General features: G+C 65.8%; 12 protein-coding genes and 1 pseudogene. 6 read left to right on the top strand and 7 right to left on the bottom strand.

The window, feature by feature from the left end; translation table 11 throughout:
• Window positions 1-8: 8 nt before the first annotated feature.
• The 6 genes and pseudogenes from H5J25_RS21720 to H5J25_RS16350 form a co-directional block, all read right to left on the bottom strand.
• A pseudogene (locus H5J25_RS21720) lies at window positions 9-1,881 on the bottom strand (M1 family metallopeptidase).
• 51 nt (window positions 1,882-1,932) lie between these two features.
• Window positions 1,933-3,108, bottom strand: coding sequence for an alpha-hydroxy acid oxidase (locus tag H5J25_RS16370; RefSeq protein ID WP_202092920.1), 1,176 nt, complete (start codon window positions 3,106-3,108; stop codon window positions 1,933-1,935).
• Between the two features lie 201 nt (window positions 3,109-3,309).
• On the bottom strand, window positions 3,310-5,736 hold the full coding sequence (locus H5J25_RS16365) for a TonB-dependent receptor domain-containing protein (RefSeq protein WP_202092918.1): 2,427 nt from the start codon (window positions 5,734-5,736) through the stop codon (window positions 3,310-3,312).
• 2 nt (window positions 5,737-5,738) lie between these two features.
• Entirely contained in the window at window positions 5,739-6,119 is a 381-nt protein-coding gene (locus H5J25_RS16360) for a hypothetical protein (protein ID WP_202092912.1), read from the bottom strand.
• Window positions 6,120-6,237: 118 nt separating this feature from the next.
• Entirely contained in the window at window positions 6,238-9,591 is a 3,354-nt protein-coding gene (locus H5J25_RS16355; RefSeq protein WP_202092911.1) for a glycosyltransferase, read from the bottom strand.
• Window positions 9,592-9,770: 179 nt separating this feature from the next.
• Window positions 9,771-11,045, bottom strand: a complete 1,275-nt coding sequence (locus H5J25_RS16350; RefSeq protein ID WP_202092901.1) for a NupC/NupG family nucleoside CNT transporter — start codon at window positions 11,043-11,045, stop codon at window positions 9,771-9,773.
• A gap of 162 nt (window positions 11,046-11,207) precedes the next feature.
• On the opposite strand from H5J25_RS16350, the gene H5J25_RS16345 reads away from it, so the two are divergent.
• The 6 genes from H5J25_RS16345 to H5J25_RS16320 all read left to right on the top strand — a co-directional run bounded on the left by H5J25_RS16345 (window position 11,208) and on the right by H5J25_RS16320 (window position 15,742).
• A complete protein-coding gene (locus H5J25_RS16345; protein ID WP_202092900.1) occupies window positions 11,208-11,882 on the top strand; it encodes a queuosine precursor transporter in 675 nt (224 codons plus the stop codon).
• A 57-nt stretch (window positions 11,883-11,939) separates the two neighbouring features.
• Window positions 11,940-12,839 (top strand): acetylglutamate kinase, encoded by a 900-nt coding sequence (gene argB, locus H5J25_RS16340; RefSeq protein ID WP_202092898.1) that lies wholly within the window; start codon window positions 11,940-11,942, stop codon window positions 12,837-12,839.
• A 259-nt stretch (window positions 12,840-13,098) separates the two neighbouring features.
• Window positions 13,099-13,899 carry a YggT family protein gene (locus tag H5J25_RS21445; RefSeq protein WP_202092896.1) on the top strand — a complete coding sequence of 267 codons (801 nt, stop codon included), beginning with the start codon at window positions 13,099-13,101 and terminating at the stop codon, window positions 13,897-13,899.
• Between the two features lie 36 nt (window positions 13,900-13,935).
• Window positions 13,936-14,238: a DUF167 domain-containing protein gene (locus H5J25_RS16330; protein WP_202092894.1), complete on the top strand. Its 303-nt coding sequence runs from the start codon at window positions 13,936-13,938 to the stop codon at window positions 14,236-14,238.
• Window positions 14,235-15,125, top strand: coding sequence for a bifunctional methylenetetrahydrofolate dehydrogenase/methenyltetrahydrofolate cyclohydrolase FolD (gene folD, locus H5J25_RS16325; protein ID WP_202092892.1), 891 nt, complete (start codon window positions 14,235-14,237; stop codon window positions 15,123-15,125). The genes H5J25_RS16330 and folD overlap by 4 nt, the downstream gene beginning before the upstream one ends.
• Window positions 15,122-15,742, top strand: a complete 621-nt coding sequence (locus H5J25_RS16320) for a MarC family protein (RefSeq protein ID WP_202092890.1) — start codon at window positions 15,122-15,124, stop codon at window positions 15,740-15,742. Before folD ends, H5J25_RS16320 begins: the two co-directional genes overlap by 4 nt.
• Window positions 15,743-15,757: 15 nt before the next feature.
• On the opposite strand, the gene H5J25_RS21440 is transcribed toward H5J25_RS16320, so the two are convergent.
• Window positions 15,758-16,768, bottom strand: a complete 1,011-nt coding sequence (locus tag H5J25_RS21440; protein WP_318781330.1) for a hypothetical protein — start codon at window positions 16,766-16,768, stop codon at window positions 15,758-15,760.
• Window positions 16,769-16,770 lie beyond the last annotated feature (2 nt).

Genomic DNA, 16,770 nt, shown 5'->3' with positions numbered 1-16,770 from the left:
CCCGAACTCTACCGGCCGTTCACGATCCTTTCGACCGCCGCCGCAGTCCCCGGATGATAACCGGATTTAGCCTTGGCGAAGAAAGCGGCGGCGCGGGGACGGCCCCAGTCGCCCTGCGCCATGAGGCCGCGATAGACCGGATAGATGAGCAATCCGCGGCCGACGCGCTGCACGAACGCCTCGATCCCCGGCAATGCCGGATCGTATCGATTGGCGATGGCCAGTTCCGCCCAGGCCGAACGGACATAGCCGTTGGAGGAGGCCGAAAGGCCAAGCGTCTCGTCCAGTTCCTTCAGCCGTTCCGGGAGTCTGCCGGCGCGGCAGGCCATTCAGGAACCGCGACCATTGCTGCGTCGCCCAACCCTGCGGCTGGACCGCCGATATCGGGCCGCCGGCGTTTACGGCGGCCAGTTTGGCATCCACCTGCGCCAGCGTCGCGGAGGTGACATGGACCGCATTGTCCGGCAGGCCGGGTTGATAGGCCCAGCGGTCCAGCTCCAGCTTCGCCTCCAGCGGCGCATCCCCGCGGATCAGGTGGCGGCGCATATCCGCAAGGAACCCCGCGGTGGTTTGCGGCTGAAAGGCGTGGCGGTCGAAATAGGACCGCAGATACGCGTCCCAGCGCGGACGCCCGACCGCCTGTTCGATCGTCCGCAGGAACGTCGATCCCTTGAAGTAATCCAGTTGCCCGAACGTCGATCCCGGATCGCCATGCAGGCGCGTCGCGGGCGCCTGTGCGCCACCGGCTGCCTTGATATCGCGCTGGAGACCGTCCCAGTCGAGATCGGAATACATTGCCGCCCGCTCGCGTCCGTAGACCGCCTCCATGATGCGGTTCTCGAAATAGGTCGTGAAGCCCTCGTTCAGCCAGCTGTCGGACCAGGTCGCATTGGTGACGAGGTTGCCTGACCAGCTGTGCGCCAGTTCGTGCGCGACCACGTCGGTGTTCGAACGATCGCCGGTGATGATCGTGGGCGTCAGGAAGGTGAGGGTGGGGTTCTCCATCCCGCCATATGGAAAGCTGGGCGGCAGCACGAGCATGTCGTAGCGGCCCCAGCGATACGGACCGTACAGCGCCTCCGCGGCATCGATCATCTTCTCGACGTCGCCGACCTCCCGCACCGCCGCGTCCAGCATCGCCGGTTCGGACCACACGCCCGAACGCGGGCCGACCGGCTTGAAGGCGAGATCGCCCACCGCCATCGCGATCAGATACGGCGGAACGGGCTTGTCCATCCGGAACCGGAAGCTGTGTTCGCCGCGAGCAGCGGGCCGGCCGGTGCTGCCGTCCAGACGGTCGCCGCTCATCACCGCGACCAGATCGGCCGGCACGGTGATGCGCGCCTCCCACGTCTGGCGGATGCCCGGGCTGTCCTGCGTCGGAATCCAGCTGCGATTGTTGATCGCCTGGCCCTGGCTGAACAGATACGGCTTGCGCTTGCCGCCGGTGAGTTCGGGCGCCAGCCATTGCAGCGCGTAGGCACCCGGTTTCGAACTGTATGTCACCACCAGCCGGCGCGCGCCGTTCAACTGGATCTTCAGTGCCTGGCCCAGGTCCGGGTCGTCCGATCCGACGACGTACGGCAGCTTTTTACCCGATGCATCGGTGATGCTGCTTATATCCAGGTCGTCCACGTCGAGAACGATCTCCCGCGCGCCCTTCGCCGCGAGCACGTCCAGCGTGGCGGTGCCGGCCATCGTCTTCGCCGCAAAGTCCGCCCGCAAATCGAGTGCCACGTGAGTCACGCGCGCCACTTCGGGCCGGGCATGCGTCCACACGTCTTTCGCTTCCGGCGTGGTGAGGATCGGGGCCGGGATCTGCTGCGAGGCGGCGGGGGCGACGAACAGGGCCGCGACGGCGGCGGCAAGAATGATACGCATGCCGTTCTGCTATCCGCTGCGGAATAACACGGCAACTCCATAGGCGGCCCGCTATGCGGCGGGGCCAGCGCCGTTGGCCCGCCGCCGGACGTGGCGGGCGGACAGGGCGGCGATGTCGTTGACGCCGGCCAGCGTTAGGGTCCGGACGAATTCCTCGTGCAAAAGTGTCAGCAGCCGGTCGACACCCGGCTCGCCGCCCGCCGCCAGTCCGTAAAGATAGGGACGCCCGATCGAGCAGGCGGTCGCCCCCAGCGCCAGCGCCTTCACCACGTCCGAACCGCGCCTGATGCCGCCGTCGCAAATCACGTCCGGCGCATCGCCGACTGCGTCGCGCACCGCCGCGATCTGATCGACCGGGGCGGGTGCGCCGTCCAGTTGTCGCCCGCCATGGTTCGAGATCATCACCCCGGTCGCACCCGAATCGATCGATCGGCGCGCATCCTCGGGCGTCATCACTCCCTTGATGGACAACGGGGCGTTCCATTCGCGCGCGAGCCATTCGACATCGCGCCAGCCGACCGACCGGTCGAACTGCGCGCCGATATAGTCGAACAGGCTCATCGGTCCCGACGCCAGCGCGTCGATCTTGTGACTGACATTGGCGAGGTCGAATTTCGACCCGGTGAGCGCGGGAAGCGACCAGGAGGGGTGAAGCGCGAAACTGAGCATCGACCGCAGCGTCAGCTTGGGCGGCAGGGAAAGGCCGCTCACCCGGTCGCGCTCGCGATTGCCGGCAACGGGCGTGTCGACCGTCAGCGCGAGGCCGTGAAACCCCGCCTCGCGACACCGCGCGACGAATTCCGCAGTCAGTCCGCGGTCCTTGAAGATGTATATCTGGAAAACCTTGGGGCCTCCAAAAGCCTGCGCAAGATCCTCCAGCCGCGTCGTGCCCATCGTCGACAGGCTGTAGAGCAGGCCATGTCGCGCCGCCGCGTGGGCGACGGCCAGTTCGGCATGGCCGTGAAACATCCGGGTCAGCCCGGTGGGCGACAGCATCAGCGGCCAGCGCGAAGGCTGCCCGAAGATACTCGTCTCTGTCCGGATGTCGGAAACGTCGTTGAGGACGTCCGGGATCAGTTCATAGTCCGTGAACGCGTCGGCATTGCGACGCAGCGACACTTCGTCGTCTGCCCCGCCATCGATATAGTCGAAGATCGGACGTGGCAGGCGGCGGCGTGCCATCAGGCGCAGGTCGGCGACATTGTTCGCACGTTGCAATCGCGTCATGCCCCTAACCCGCCTTCCTGTTTGCCGACTTATGCAGACTCGTATCGACAGGAAGACCAATGATCTACATCGTTGCTCGATGCAGCTCCAAGGGGGCCGCTCCACCACCGGGCCGTCGAGCGGTGGGAAACCGACCCCACCGCTCGACGATGTGCAACTGGCACGAATGGCGGGTAAGATGCTCGTCCGTCGCGCCCGCCGTCAGAAGTCGAAGCGTGCGGTCGCAGATACCGTCCGGCCGTTGAGCGGGCGGACCCGCACGATGCCGGTCGCCGGGATCGCCGCCTCGTCGACCGACACGATGGCCAGCGTATCGAACAGGTTGTTCGCGTTCAGGCTCAGCAACAGCTTTTCCGTCGGCCGGACCTGTACGAACGCATTGGTCGTCACATAGCCCGGCACGCGCAGGGCGTCATTGTCCTGCGCATAGGAACCGGTGGTGCCGATGAAGGCCGCGCCGACCGCAAACCGGTCGGTCATGATCTGCGGCGTAGTCTGGAAGGTGAATTTCGCCTGGCGACGTGGTGTCTTGCCGACATTGGCGGGGTTGAACTGATCGGCGAGGATCTTTGCGGAGGTGTAGGTTCCGCCGGCGGTCAGGCTGAAGATTCCGGTGCGATATCCGCCCTCGAATTCTACGCCGGTGGCGCGGTACATTCGGGCCACGGGCTGGTTCGTCACGGAATCGACATTGCTGTCCTGCGCCTTGGCCCAGAAGCCGGTCAGGTTCAGCGTCAGATCCGATCGCCGATACTTGACGCCGATCTCGGCCTGTTTGACCGGGTCTGCCGCTGCACTCGGCACGTTCAGTGCGCCGGTCGTCGTGCTGACGATCGGACTGAACAGGATTCTCTCGCCATTGGCCCGCCCGCCCCGGCTGTACCGGGCGAACACGGCGATCGGCTCGGCGATGCGGAAATTCACGCCGGTCGAATAGGACAGGTAGTTGTAGCTGTAATCGACCGGTGCTGGCGAGGTCAGCGGCGTTACGCCGACCATCGTTTCCGGCGCGGAGATCACGCCGTCCCTGTTGACGTCCTGCGTGATCGTTCCGACCCGCCCGCCACCCAGATCCGAACCCAGCAGGAAGCCCTTCGCCGTGCCATAGTCGTAGCGGACGCTGGCGCCGATCGCGATCCGGCCGACATGATAGTTCACCGATGCGAACGGTGCGTTGACGGCATAATCGACGATCGTACTGCGGCGACGCGTTCCGCCCGCCAGCGCCAGATTATAGGCATAGACGCCATTCTCCGTCAGCGGCCGTCCCGTCGCGTCGAAGACGTTGATCAATGCCGCTCGGCCATCGCCGCGCACTTCGGACACCTTTGTCGTCCAGTACGCGCCGATATCGACCGTTTGCCGGCCGGCATAGAAGCCACCGGTGGTCGTCAGGTTGCCGCCGCCCAGTTCGAACGTGCGCGATCCGCGTATGTCGTTGGTGACGTTACGCTGCGATTCGACCCGCAGGTCCAGGATGTTGAGGATCGCGATCAGCCCGTTGCCGTTCAGGGTCGCCGGACTGGTGATCGCCTGCCCGGCCAGCGGGCCGTTCGCATAGGATGCACGGGCGCCTGCGCCGCCCAGCCGGCCGAGCGCGAGTGCCGCGGGAAGGTATGCCGACGTGAACGGCGTCGTCATCCCGCCCGACGCGGTGGCGTAGCGGAAGCGGTCGGTTATCGTCCACCCGGCCAGCTCGAACTGCGTTTCCACCCCGAATGCCGACGACTTCACCGTATGCCCGTCGCCGATGTCGCGCATGGCGACGGTATTGTTGCGATCGAGCACGACATTCTGGCGGATGTTGCGCGATAGCATGGTGTCGTGATTGGCGTCGAAACTCGCGATATCTGAGTATTTGGGGTCGTCGTTCGTCCCCGTCACCATCATCGGCGCGGCATCGTAGAATGGCGTCCTATCGTTCAGATATTTACCGTAAAGACGAATATAGCCGCCGGCGAATTCCTTGGTGATGTTCACCTTGATTTGCCCACCCTTTTGCGCATCATACCCAGCACGCCGCGGCCCTTCCCCCTGGCGATAGAAGCCACCGATATGGAAGCGCAGTGTGTCGCTCAGCCGTGCGCCATAATCGAAGTCGCTGCGATACAGGCCGTAATCCAGCCCGGCGGTCAGCGCGATCGCACCGCCTTCGACATCGCCGGTCTTCGACACGAAGTTGATGATGCCGCCCGGCGAATTCGAGGCGAAGGTCGACGCCGATCCGCCACGGATCACCTCGACCTGCGAGAGGTTCAGATCCGCGCGGATCAGCGAATCCGCCCCCATTCCCTGCAGGTCGCCGAATTCGAAGACGGGAAGGCCGTCCTCCTGCAACTGCACGAACTTCACGCCCGATGTTGCGATCGGCAGGCCACGGATCGTCAGATTACCGTATCCCTCACCGGTCGATGCCTCGGACCGGATCCCGGGCAAATCGCGTAGCAACTCGCCGGTCGATCGCGGCGCCAGCTTCGCGATATCGACATCCCTAAGCGTACTGGTGGAGGTCGCGCTGTCCAGTCGATCCCGTCCCTTTGCCACGCCAGTCGTCACCGTGTCGTTGTACGTCGGCTTGACCGGAGCGGGCGTGGGTGGACCGGCTACGGTCTGCGCGGCAGCGGGCATGATCAACGCGACAGGCGCGACGGCTGAGAGAAGAAGTGATTTGTACAAGGGAACTCCAATGGTTGGATTTCGACGAAGTGCGGCGATCGCGACTGAATGAAGTTTAGGTCGTCGATCGCGCGGTCGGGCCAAACAGCGGGAAAAATGCCGATACTTGTTTCCCCGACGCAGGACGCGGCGGCATCTTGTTGCCGATTGACGGTAAGTGGCCGTTCACGAACGACGTCGATCGCCATTGTTGCCGGGACGATCGGAAAGCATCCGGCATAGACGACCGCGATGTTCAGCGGAGCGCTCGACAGCAGGGCATCGATAAGTTCGACGGCCCGTTCCAGGGAAGATCCCCTTAGGAATCGCATCCGGCAGGCTCGTGCAGTACCCATGCGCCGCGTGAGACTGCGCCTGACTCTTACAGGATCCGTATCGCTTGGCCGACGGCAGGCGATCGGAACATCCCGTTACGCACGACGAATGCACCGTGTACCAGCGCTGCGCACCAGATCAGGCGCGCGCTTCCGCCTCGACACTGCCGGTCCGTTCCTGCTTGCCCCAGCCGACGCCCAGCCCGCTGATCGCCGCGCCGATCGCCTTCAGCACGACCCAGTACATCACCTGCCGATAGACGAAGCGTTGCGCGATCAGCAGGTGCGCGGGATAGCGCGGTTCGCGTGGTTCCAGGCGATAGGCGATCCAGCCGCACAGCACGTCGATCGTCGTGAAGGCGATCCAGTACGTGCCCATCATGAACACGTCGCTCTGCGTCTGCGCCCAGCCATGCTGCGACACCCGCACCCACGTATCGAAAATCGAGACGATCAGCGCCAGATCGATCACCGGCGACACCGCGGCGAACAGGATCTGGAACAGCCACGCCTGCGGCATGCCGACGGTCGCCAGGCCCCTTGGCTTGCGCGTCCGCAACACGCTGCGATGCTTGAACAGGCATTGCAGCGTCCCGAACGCCCAGCGGAAGCGCTGCTTGGCCAGTGCTGTGAAGCTTTCGGGCGATTCGGTCCAGGCGACGGCATCGACGTCATAGGCGATCCGCCAGCCGGCACGCTGGATCGCGATCGTCAGGTCCTGATCCTCCGCCAGCGTGTCGATCGGATAGCCGCCGACCTCATCCAGCGCAGCGCGGCGCCACGCCCCGACCGCGCCGGGCACGACCATCATCGCATCGAATTGCGCCAGCGCGCGGCGCTCGACATTCTGCGCGGTGACATATTCCACCGCCTGCCAGCGCGTGACCAGGTTGACGCGGTTGCCGACCTTCGCATTGCCCGCGACCGCACCGATCTGCGGATCGTCGAACCAGCGCACCAGCCGTGCGACGGTTTCCTTCTCGAATTGCGTATCGGCATCCAGCGCGACGATTATCTCGCCCCGGGCATGCGTCAGCGCGCGGTTGAGCGCCTCGGCCTTGCCGCCGTTCGCCAGTGTCAGCAATTGCACGCGGGGGTCCGAACCGAATGCCGCGGCGACGACCGCGCTGGTGCCGTCGATCGATCCGTCGTCGGCGACGATCACCTCGATCCGTGCATCCGTGCTCGCCAGCACACGCGTGATCGACGACACGATCACACGTTCCTCGTTCCATGCCGGGATGATCACCGACACCAGACGCTCCGTATCGAACGGCGGCGGGATGATGCCCAGTTCGCGGCGCTTGTTCCACATCGCCAGCCCCGCCATCAGGATCGCACGCGCGATACCCAGCGAGATGGCCAGGAAGAACATCCATTTCAGCGCCCAGCCGATAAACGCCAGAAAGGCGAAGATGGCGACGTCGACGCGCACCGCGAACAGGTCGTTGCCTGCGATGCTCGGCATCACCTGCTCGCGCGAAAGCCCGGCGAGCCGCGATACGGGCACGAAGCTGTACCCCTTCTCCCGCAACCGATCGATGATCCGCGGCAGCGCAATTACCGTTTCGGACCGGTCGCCACCGCCATCGTGCAGCAGGATTACGTTGCCCGATCGTTCGTCCGTCGCGGCCAGCACCTGATCCACCGTCTGGTTCACGATCGCATCGACGCCAGGACGCTGCCAGTCGTTCGGATCGACGTGCAGCCCGACGATCGTATAGCCGCGCTCCTGCGCCTGCAGCGCGGGGAACAGTTCGTCCTCGGTGGTCGGTTCGGCATCCCCGAAATAGGGTGCGCGGAACAGCCGCGTGCCGCGCCCGGTATAGGCCTGGATCAGCCGCTGCGTTGCGTTCAGTTCGACCCCGATCCCGCGCGGCGATGCCAGCGCCATGTTCGGGTGCGTATAGCTGTGGTTGCCGATCTCGCTGCCTTCGTCGACGATCCGCCGCATCAGCAGGGGGTGCGCGATCGCATTCTCGCCGACGATGAAGAAGGTGCCGACCGCCTTCTTCGCCTTCAATATGTCCAGGATCTTGGGCGTCCATGTCCCGTCCGGCCCGTCGTCGAACGTCAGCGCCAGTTCCTTCGGCCGGTCGCCGACGCGCTGGACGATGAACGGCGTCGGCAATTTGGTGTAGTTTACGTCGCGGATCAGCCGGTTCGCATCGCTGCGGACCGTCCGGCTGCCATCAGCCGGCGTAGCGGCGATGCGCAAGATCTCTCCATTTCCCTCGACATCGACATTGGTCAACGGGCTGATCTTCGACAAATCGGGCATCCCCTTGCCCTGCCATGCCGCCAATCCGGCCCAGATGCCGGGGTCCTCGCTGCCCAACCGCCAGAGCGCGACGGAATTGACCCCCATCGCATGCGTCACGCGCAACTGGTTCCAAACCGCGGTCGCATCCAGCATCCAGACGTGATGGTCGGTCGTGCCGTCGTTATAGGCGAAGGTCGTATTGCCGCTCGCAGGATCGAACGTGATCTTGGCGCCGCTGTCATGCGCGGCGAGCCACGCCTCCTCGATCGTCAGCGCATCGACATGCGCGTCCTTGCCCTCGCCGTGCCAATCATAGCCATAGCTGCCATAGGCGACGATCAGCTTGTCGCGCCCGACCGTGGCCACGGCGTTGCGCAACTGGTGCAGGAACCAGGGCTGCGATGCGATCGGCCCTGCGGTGCCGCCCTGCCAATGCTCGTCGTAATTCATCAGGAACACGCGATCGGAGACCTTGGCGAACGCGCGCAGATCCCACGCCTCGTCGCCAGCGGGAACCGTGACCGTGACGAGCAATTTGCGCGGCGCGAAGATCCTGCGCGCATCGGCCAGGAACGCACGATAATCGTTCAGCGAATTTTCCGGCAGGCTCTCCAGGTCGAACACCGCGCCGATCGATCGGTGCTTCTCGAGCGCGTCCGCGAATTCCACCAGCATCGCGCGCCGCTTGGGCACGTCGTGCATCAGCGTCGCCATGCCCGCACCGTCCCAATTGCCGCCCGCGATATTCTGCAGCATCGGCAGCACGGCAGGACGGCGGGTCGTGGTGCCCATGATCAGGTCGAAGCGCGGATCGGGTGTCTCGACCAGCTTATGATCCGGCCCGATGCTGAAAAAGGCCGGCACGACCCAGTTCAACTGGTCCATATGCGCGCTCAGCGACACGCGGCTGGCATCGTCCCACGGCACGTAGAAGCCGACCGACAGCGGCTTCCCACCCGGCTTGCCGCGGGCGTTATGCTTTGGCAACCAGCCGAGCGAACGCAGGCTGCCGCTGATCTTGCGGCGGATCGCGGTGACCTGGTCGACCAGCACTGGCGTGGCGTGCGCGCGTTCGTACCGGATCGGCAACGGCTCGCCCGATGGCACGTTCAGGATGGTCATAGCGAACAGGCCCGCGGCAATCACCAGGGCGGCGATCGCGGCGAACAGGCTGCGGAGCGACCAGCGACGGCGCGTCCCCCGGGCATCGAAGAAGATGGGCTTTGACATGGTGACGTGCGCAGCCCCTAGCGCCGGCGCGCTGCGCGGAGCGTGTCGGCAGGATGAAATATCTGTCACGCAATACACGTCGGCCCGGCGGCAGACCCGTGCCGTTTACCGTGTTGATTTGTATCAGTCGAGAGGCGGGTCCGCGATGGCCTTCGGGTCGCTGCCGCCGGTCAGGGGGGTCAGGCGATCAGCAATCCCGCCAGCGCCGCCGACATCAGATTGGCGAGGCTGCCCGCCGCCAGCGCGCGCAGGCCCAGCCTGGCGATCATCGGGCGCTGGTTCGGTGCGAGGCTGCCCGTCACCGCCATCTGGATCGCGATCGAGCTGAAATTGGCGAATCCACACAGCGAAAAGGTGACGACGGCAACGGTGCGCGGGCTGAGCGCGCCGTTCTGCGCCTGCTGCGCGCCGAGACTGATATAGGCGACGAATTCGTTCAGCACGATCTTCTGCCCGAACAGCCCGCCGGCGATCCCCGCCTCGTGCCACGGCACGTTCAGCAGGAACATGATCGGCGCGAAGACATAACCGAGCAGCCCCTGGAAGCTTAGGCCCGGATAGCCGAACCACGCCCCGATCCCGCCGAGCAGCCCGTTGGCGAGCGCGACCAAAGCGACGAACGCCAGCACCATCGCGCCCACCGCGACCGCCAGCTTGACGCCGGTCTGCGCACCCTGTGCCGCCGCCATGATCAGGTTTGCCGGCTTTTCCTCGTCATGCGTCGCCTGCGGCAGCGGCTCGCCCGCGATGCTTTCCGGCACGTCGCCCAGCGGCAGTTCGCCATCGGGCGTCGCGCGGCTGTCCGGCATGATGATCTTGGCCATCAGGATCCCGCCCGGTGCCGCCATGAAGCTTGCCGCGAGCAGATAGTCGATGCGGATCCCCATCGACGCATAGGCCGCCAGGATCGTCCCCGCGACGCCGGCCATCCCGCTGGTCATCACCGTGAACAATTGCGGCGGGGTCAGGCCCGCCAGATACGGGCGGATGACGAGCGGCGATTCGCTCTGCCCGACGAAGATGTTCGCCGCCGCGCACAGCGATTCCACCTTCGACACGCCGATCACCCATTCGATCGCGCCGCCGACCCAGCGCACGATCAGCTGCATGATGCCGAGATAATAGAGGATCGACACCAGGCTGGCGAAGAAGATGATCACCGGCAGCGCGGCGATCGCGAAGCTGCGTCCGCCGATCTCCGGCGTCGCCAGCGTGCCGAACAGGAATTCCGTGCCCTTTTGCGAATAGCCGAGCAGGTTCGCGACCCCGCCCGACATCTCGCTCAGGATCATCTTGCCGGCTTCGGAATACAGCACCAGCACGGCGATCCCGGCCTGCAGGGCGAACGCCGCGCCGACGACGCGCAGGCGGATCGCCCGGCGGTCGTTCGACAGCAGCACCGCGATGCCCAGGATCACGGCCATACCCGCCAGACCGATAAGGAACCTGTTCATCGTACCCCGTAATCCCCGCTCGGGCCCGTGGCCCGCCTTTCCCCACGCTTCGCAGCTTTGGCAGGGATTCCGCAACCGAATTGTGTGCCGCACCCGGCCCGGCCGCGCTTCCGGCCTCCCAGACGGATTGACGCGACCGCCCGAACGGGTAGCGTCGGCGCGATGGAAACCGCTCCGATCAAGATATCCCGCTCGCCCTTCGTCTTCTCGATCTTCTACGGCGGCATGGTGTGCATCGCCGGGGTGCTCGGCAACAAACAGGTCTCTTTGGGGCCATTGTCGGCGATCGGCCCGGTCTTCGGGCTCGGGCCGCTGGCGGTGGAGGCGGGGATATTCGCCTTCCTGCTGCTGGTCATCGTGTCCAGCGCGGTCGCCGAACTGCACGGTCCGAAGGTCGCGAACCAGCTCGTCCGCATCGGATTCGTCCCGCTGATCATCTCGATCATCCTGTCCTGGATCGTCCATCTGCTGCCGGCGTCACCCGACATGCAGCCCGCCAATCGCGACGCGATCCAGCTCGTGCTCGGCGCGACATGGCGGATCTGGCTCGGCGGGATCATCGCCTATGGCATCTCGCAGACGCTGAACGTCACGATCTTCGCCGCGATGAAGGGCAGGGAGGGGAGCAAGCTGCTCTGGTTCCGCGCCGCGATCGCCAGCGTGCTCAGCCAGATCGTGGATACCCTGCTGTTCGCGACGATCGCATTCTACGGCGTCTTCCCGATCGGCGAGCTGATCGCGGGGCAGATGCTTGCGAAGATCACGCTGTCGGTCCTGCTCGTGCCGCCGCTCATCTATCTGGTGGTGTCGCTCGGCCGGCGGCTGGATCGCGCCTGATCCGCCTCAGCCCACTCCTGCTTTCGCTCGCCGACACGAGCCGCTAAGGCGCGCGCCATGACCGATCATACGCCCCCCGCCGCCTTGCTCGAAAAGGCCGAGACGCTCGTCGAGGCGCTGCCGTATCTCCAGCGTTATGCGGGGCAGACGTTCGTCGTGAAATATGGCGGGCATGCGATGGGCAGCCCCGAATTGCAGCGCGATTTCGCCGAGGACGTGGTGCTGCTGAAGGCGGTCGGCATCAACCCGGTCGTCGTGCATGGCGGCGGGCCGCAGATCGGCGCCATGCTCAAGCGGCTCGGCGTCGAATCGCGCTTCGTGGACGGCCTGCGCGTCACCGATGCGGAGACCGCGCAGATCGCCGAGATGGTTCTGGCGGGCAGCATCAACAAGGAAATCGTCGGCTGGATCGGTCAGGCGGGCGGCCGCGCGGTCGGCCTGTCGGGCAAGGATGCGGGCTTCGTCACCGCGGAAAAGGTCGGCCGCAGCACGCCCGACAAATTGCAGGGGATCGAACGGCACGTCGATCTCGGCTTCGTCGGCGAACCGGTCGGGGTGGACCGGCGCATCATCGATACGCTCTCGGCGGCCGGAATCATCCCGGTCATCGCGCCGATCGCGATCGGGGCGGACGGGCACACCTACAATATCAACGCCGATACGATGGCCGGCGCGATCGCTGCCGCGCTCGGTGCGTCGCGCTTCTTCCTGCTGACCGACGTGGTCGGCGTGCTCGACAAGCAGGGCGAATTGCTCACCGATCTGGACCCCGCGCGCATCGCCGAACTGCGCGCGGACGGCACCGTGACGGGCGGCATGATCCCCAAGCTGGAGACCTGCGTCGCTGCGGTCGAGGGCGGGGTCGACGCCGCGGTCATCATCGACGGCCGCGTGCCCCACGGCATGCTGCTGGAAATCTTCACCCGCGAAGGCGCCGGCACGCTGGTCCACCGCTGAGAGGTTGATATTTCGCGGCTGAACCGCCGCAACTTCATCGTCATTCCCGCGAAGGCGGGAATCCATACTGGCTGACCTTGTTTCATCAGCCGCAAGGGTGCGTGATTATGGATTCCCGCCTTCGCGGGAATGACGACGGCTGGAAAGACCGGTCCCCGGCCCGGGCGCGCGTCGCTGTCGCCAAACCGTCACGTGGCGGTAGCGTAAGCATCACATCCCCGGCCTATCCTGCGAGTCCCCGAAGCAGGAGTACTCCCTCATGCCCGATACGAACCGCACCGAACCGACCGGCTGGGCCGACATGAACCGCTGGATCGCCGAACTCGGCAACGTTATCGCCCGCGTCACGCTGCAGGATCCGATGAGCCCGGATTGCGACTATCGCACCGGCGTCGTGATGCTGTCCTTCACCGTCTATCCCGATGGCGGCATCGGCGACATCCGCGTCGTCGGATCGTCGGGCGACGACAGCCTGGATCGCCGCGCGGTGGCCAAGCTGCGCCGCGCCGATCCGCTGCCCGCCGGCCCGGAAGAGGCACGCGCGCGCAACCACGTCGCGGTCGTCAGCGTCGCCGAACGCATCGTCACCCCCCGCGCGCCGTTCCGGCCCCGCCGACCACCGGACACTCGTCACCGCCTGATATCGGCGCGCCGGATCGCGGCGCATCCTCCGCCCGGACGGTCGGGTGTTGTTCCCCGATGGCCGCATGGGCTATCGGGGGACGACAACCTTATCCGGAGACCGTCATTGATCGTCATTCTACAGATCGTCCAGGTGCTCCTAACCGTCGTGTGGTGGATCATCATCGTGCAGGCGATCCTGTCTTGGCTGATCGCTTTCAACGTGATCAACACCGATAACGACACGGTGCGCACGATCTGGGAAGCGCTACGCCGGATGACCGAGCCGCTCTATCGCCCGATCCGCCGTATCCTTCCCGATTTCGGCGCGCTCGACCTGTCGCCACTGGTCGTCCTGGTCATCCTCCTGATCCTGCAGAAGCTGGTCAGCGCAGGGATCAACCAGCTGATGTTCGGCGTCGCCGCCTCGTCGGTGTGATCGGCGTCTTCACCCTGACGGCGTGAGTCGCGGCACGTGCCGGCCTGGACGACGGCGTCGGACGGCATCGTCGTCGCCGTCCGCGTCACGCCGCGCGCATCGCGGGAAACTTTCGCGCCCGGCACCCCCGAGCATTTCACCGCCCGGCTGACCGCGCCACCGGTCGATGGTGCCGCCAACGCGGCGCTCATCCCGCTGATCGCAAAGGCTTTCGGGGTCGCCAAGGGAAGCGTCTCGATCATTTCGGGCGACACCGCGCGCGTGAAGCGGCTGCACATCCCCGGCGACCCACAGGCGCTGGCGGAGATCGCCCGGCGTCTCTATGAGGCGGCGCCATGAGCGCACAGATCATCGATGGTAAGGCCTTTGCGGCGGGGCTTCGCGCGCGGGTCGGCGAGGGCGTCGCGGCCTTTCACGCAGCAAGCGGACGCGTCCCCGGGCTCGCCGTAGTGCTTGTCGGCGAGGATCCTGCGAGCGCGGTCTATGTCCGCTCGAAGGGCAAGGCCACGCGCGAGGCGGGGATGCAGAGCTTCGAACACCGCCTTCCCGCCGATGTCGATCAGGACGATCTGCTGGCGGTGATCGATCGGCTGAACGGCGATGCGGAAGTGGACGGCATCCTCGTGCAGTTGCCCCTGCCGCCGCATATCGACGAACAGGCCGTGATCACGCGGATCGACCCCGACAAGGACGTAGACGGGTTCCACCCGGTCAATGCCGGGCGGCTGGCGACCGGGCTGGACGGCTTCGTGCCCTGCACCCCGGCGGGCTGCGTCATGCTGCTGAAGGATACGCTCGGCGACCTGTCGGGCCTCGATGCGGTGGTGATCGGACGGTCGAACATCGTCGGCAAGCCGATGGCGCAATTGCTGATCGCCGAAAGCTGCACCGTCACCGTCGCGCACTCCCGCACCCGCGATCTGGCGGGCGTCGTCGCACGGGCGGACATCGTCATCGCCGCGGTCGGTCGCGCGGAGATGATCAAGGGCGAATGGCTCAAACCCGGTGCGTGCGTGATCGACGTCGGCATCAACCGCACCGCGGCGGGGCTGGTCGGCGATGTCGATTTCGCCGGCGCGATGAGCGTGGCGGGCGCGGTGACGCCGGTGCCCGGCGGCGTCGGGCCGATGACGATCGCCTGCCTGCTGCGCAACACCTTGATCTCCGCGCACCGCCGCGCTGGCGTACCGATGATCGAGACCGCGCCGAACGGGGGCGAGCGATGATCGAACTCTATATCTCGTCGCTGATCACGTTCTTCGTGGTCATCGATCCCCCGGGTTGCGCACCGATCTATGCCGGGCTGACGACGGGGGCGAGCGCGATCCAACGCCGCTCGATGGCCGTGCGCGCGGTGCTGGTCGCTGCCGCGATCCTGCTAGTCTTTGCGCTGTTCGGGGAAGCGTTGCTCAAGGGCCTCGGCATCAACCTGGCCAGCTTCCGCATCGCCGGCGGGATCATGCTGTTCCTCATCGCGCTGGAAATGGTGTTCGAAAAGCGCACCGAACGCCGCGAGGATCGCGCCGCCAAGGTTGCCGCGACTCCGGAAGTGGAGGACGTGTCGATCTTCCCGATGGCCATGCCGATGATCGCCGGGCCGGGGTCCATCGCCTCCGTCATGCTGTTGATGGGCCGGTCGCACGGGCTGGAGGCATCCCTGGTCGTGCTCGGCTCGCTCGCGACGATCCTGCTACTGACGTTGGTCGCGTTGCTCGCCGCCGGCCCGATCATGCGCGTGCTGGGTGCGAAGATCGAGGCGGTGATCACCCGCCTGCTCGGCGTCCTGCTCGCCGCACTGGCGGTGCAGTTCGTGATCGACGGGGTGCGGATCAGCCTGACCTGATCCCCGGCGCGGCTGTTATTCGATATGCCACAGCCGGAACGGGGAATTGCGCGGCAGCGGTAACGGCTTCAGCCAGTCGGGCCGCCTGTTGTGCGCCAGCTGGTCGTAGAACCCGCCGGGGTTGCGCGCCCGGTACACGGTCGATTCCGCCATGTTCGGGCAGACCAGCAGCAACGTCGCCCCATATTTGCGAGCGATCGCGCGGAAATTCGCAGGGCTGCGGGAAAAGGCGTGCTGCACGTCCAGGATCTGCTCGCCATTGCGGTGATACGGACCGGCGATGGCATTGTGATGCGTCAGCACGATCAGCCGCGGGCCGAGATCGACGAAGGTCATTACGGTCTGCTTCGGATAGCGGTCCAGCGCACGCATCGCGGGCAGGGTCAGGCACAGGCCGGTCGAGCGGTTGACCGTCTGGATGCGCTTGCTCGGCGGATTCGGCGCCGTATAATTCAACCGCCAGCCGAACAGGTTGAAGCTCTTGGGCGTCGCGATCAGTCCGGCGAACAGCCCCGACACCGTCAGGAACGCCGCCACCGTGCCGAACACGCGGACCAGCATGAATCGCGAATCGAGGCACCAGGGCAGCACGATCCAGCCCAGCGCCACCGCGCCCGGCACCGCCAGCAATTGCGCCGCCGGTCCGGCGCGCGTCTGCCACAACAGCATCAGCGCGGCGAAGGTGACGAACATCAACACCGGAACCCAGCCGGTGATGTTCGGTGCCTTGCGGGCGCGCCACGTCGCGACCGCGGCACCGATCACGCCGATCACTGGCAGCGCGACGATCGGGAAGGCCATGCGGAAGGCGTGTTTATAGACCGGCCGCGCTTCTTTGACGTTGTTCAGCCACGTCCGCGCCAGTTCGGGCGATACCTGTTCCGGCCGGCCCAGGCATTGCGGGAATAGCCAGGCGAACCCTCCGCCAACGACCGCCGCCGCGACGAGCGCAAGCGAAAGCCGCTGCCAGCGCTTCTCTGGATTCACCAGCCCCATCGCGTACAGCAAGGCTCCGCCGACGACCATCA

This window comes from Sphingomonas aliaeris, from assembly GCF_016743815.1.
Classification (GTDB): domain Bacteria; phylum Pseudomonadota; class Alphaproteobacteria; order Sphingomonadales; family Sphingomonadaceae; genus Sphingomonas; species Sphingomonas aliaeris.
The sequence above is the reverse complement of the archived record's forward strand: the minus strand, read 5'-3'. Positions and strand labels throughout refer to the sequence as shown.

Excerpts from the sequence above, each read along its gene's own strand:
- argB (WP_202092898.1), top strand. The coding sequence starts at position 11,940 with ATGACCGATCATACGCCCCCCGCCGCCTTGCTCGAAAAGGCCGAGACG.
- H5J25_RS16350 (WP_202092901.1), bottom strand. The coding sequence starts at position 11,045 with ATGAACAGGTTCCTTATCGGTCTGGCGGGTATGGCCGTGATCCTGGGC.
- H5J25_RS16320 (WP_202092890.1), top strand. The coding sequence starts at position 15,122 with ATGATCGAACTCTATATCTCGTCGCTGATCACGTTCTTCGTGGTCATC.
- H5J25_RS16360 (WP_202092912.1), bottom strand. The coding sequence starts at position 6,119 with ATGGGTACTGCACGAGCCTGCCGGATGCGATTCCTAAGGGGATCTTCC.
- H5J25_RS21445 (WP_202092896.1), top strand. The coding sequence starts at position 13,099 with ATGCCCGATACGAACCGCACCGAACCGACCGGCTGGGCCGACATGAAC.
- H5J25_RS16355 (WP_202092911.1), bottom strand. The coding sequence starts at position 9,591 with ATGTCAAAGCCCATCTTCTTCGATGCCCGGGGGACGCGCCGTCGCTGG.
- folD (WP_202092892.1), top strand. The coding sequence starts at position 14,235 with ATGAGCGCACAGATCATCGATGGTAAGGCCTTTGCGGCGGGGCTTCGC.
- H5J25_RS16365 (WP_202092918.1), bottom strand. The coding sequence starts at position 5,736 with ATGCCCGCTGCCGCGCAGACCGTAGCCGGTCCACCCACGCCCGCTCCG.
- H5J25_RS16345 (WP_202092900.1), top strand. The coding sequence starts at position 11,208 with ATGGAAACCGCTCCGATCAAGATATCCCGCTCGCCCTTCGTCTTCTCG.
- H5J25_RS16370 (WP_202092920.1), bottom strand. The coding sequence starts at position 3,108 with ATGACGCGATTGCAACGTGCGAACAATGTCGCCGACCTGCGCCTGATG.
- H5J25_RS21440 (WP_318781330.1), bottom strand. The coding sequence starts at position 16,768 with ATGGTCGTCGGCGGAGCCTTGCTGTACGCGATGGGGCTGGTGAATCCA.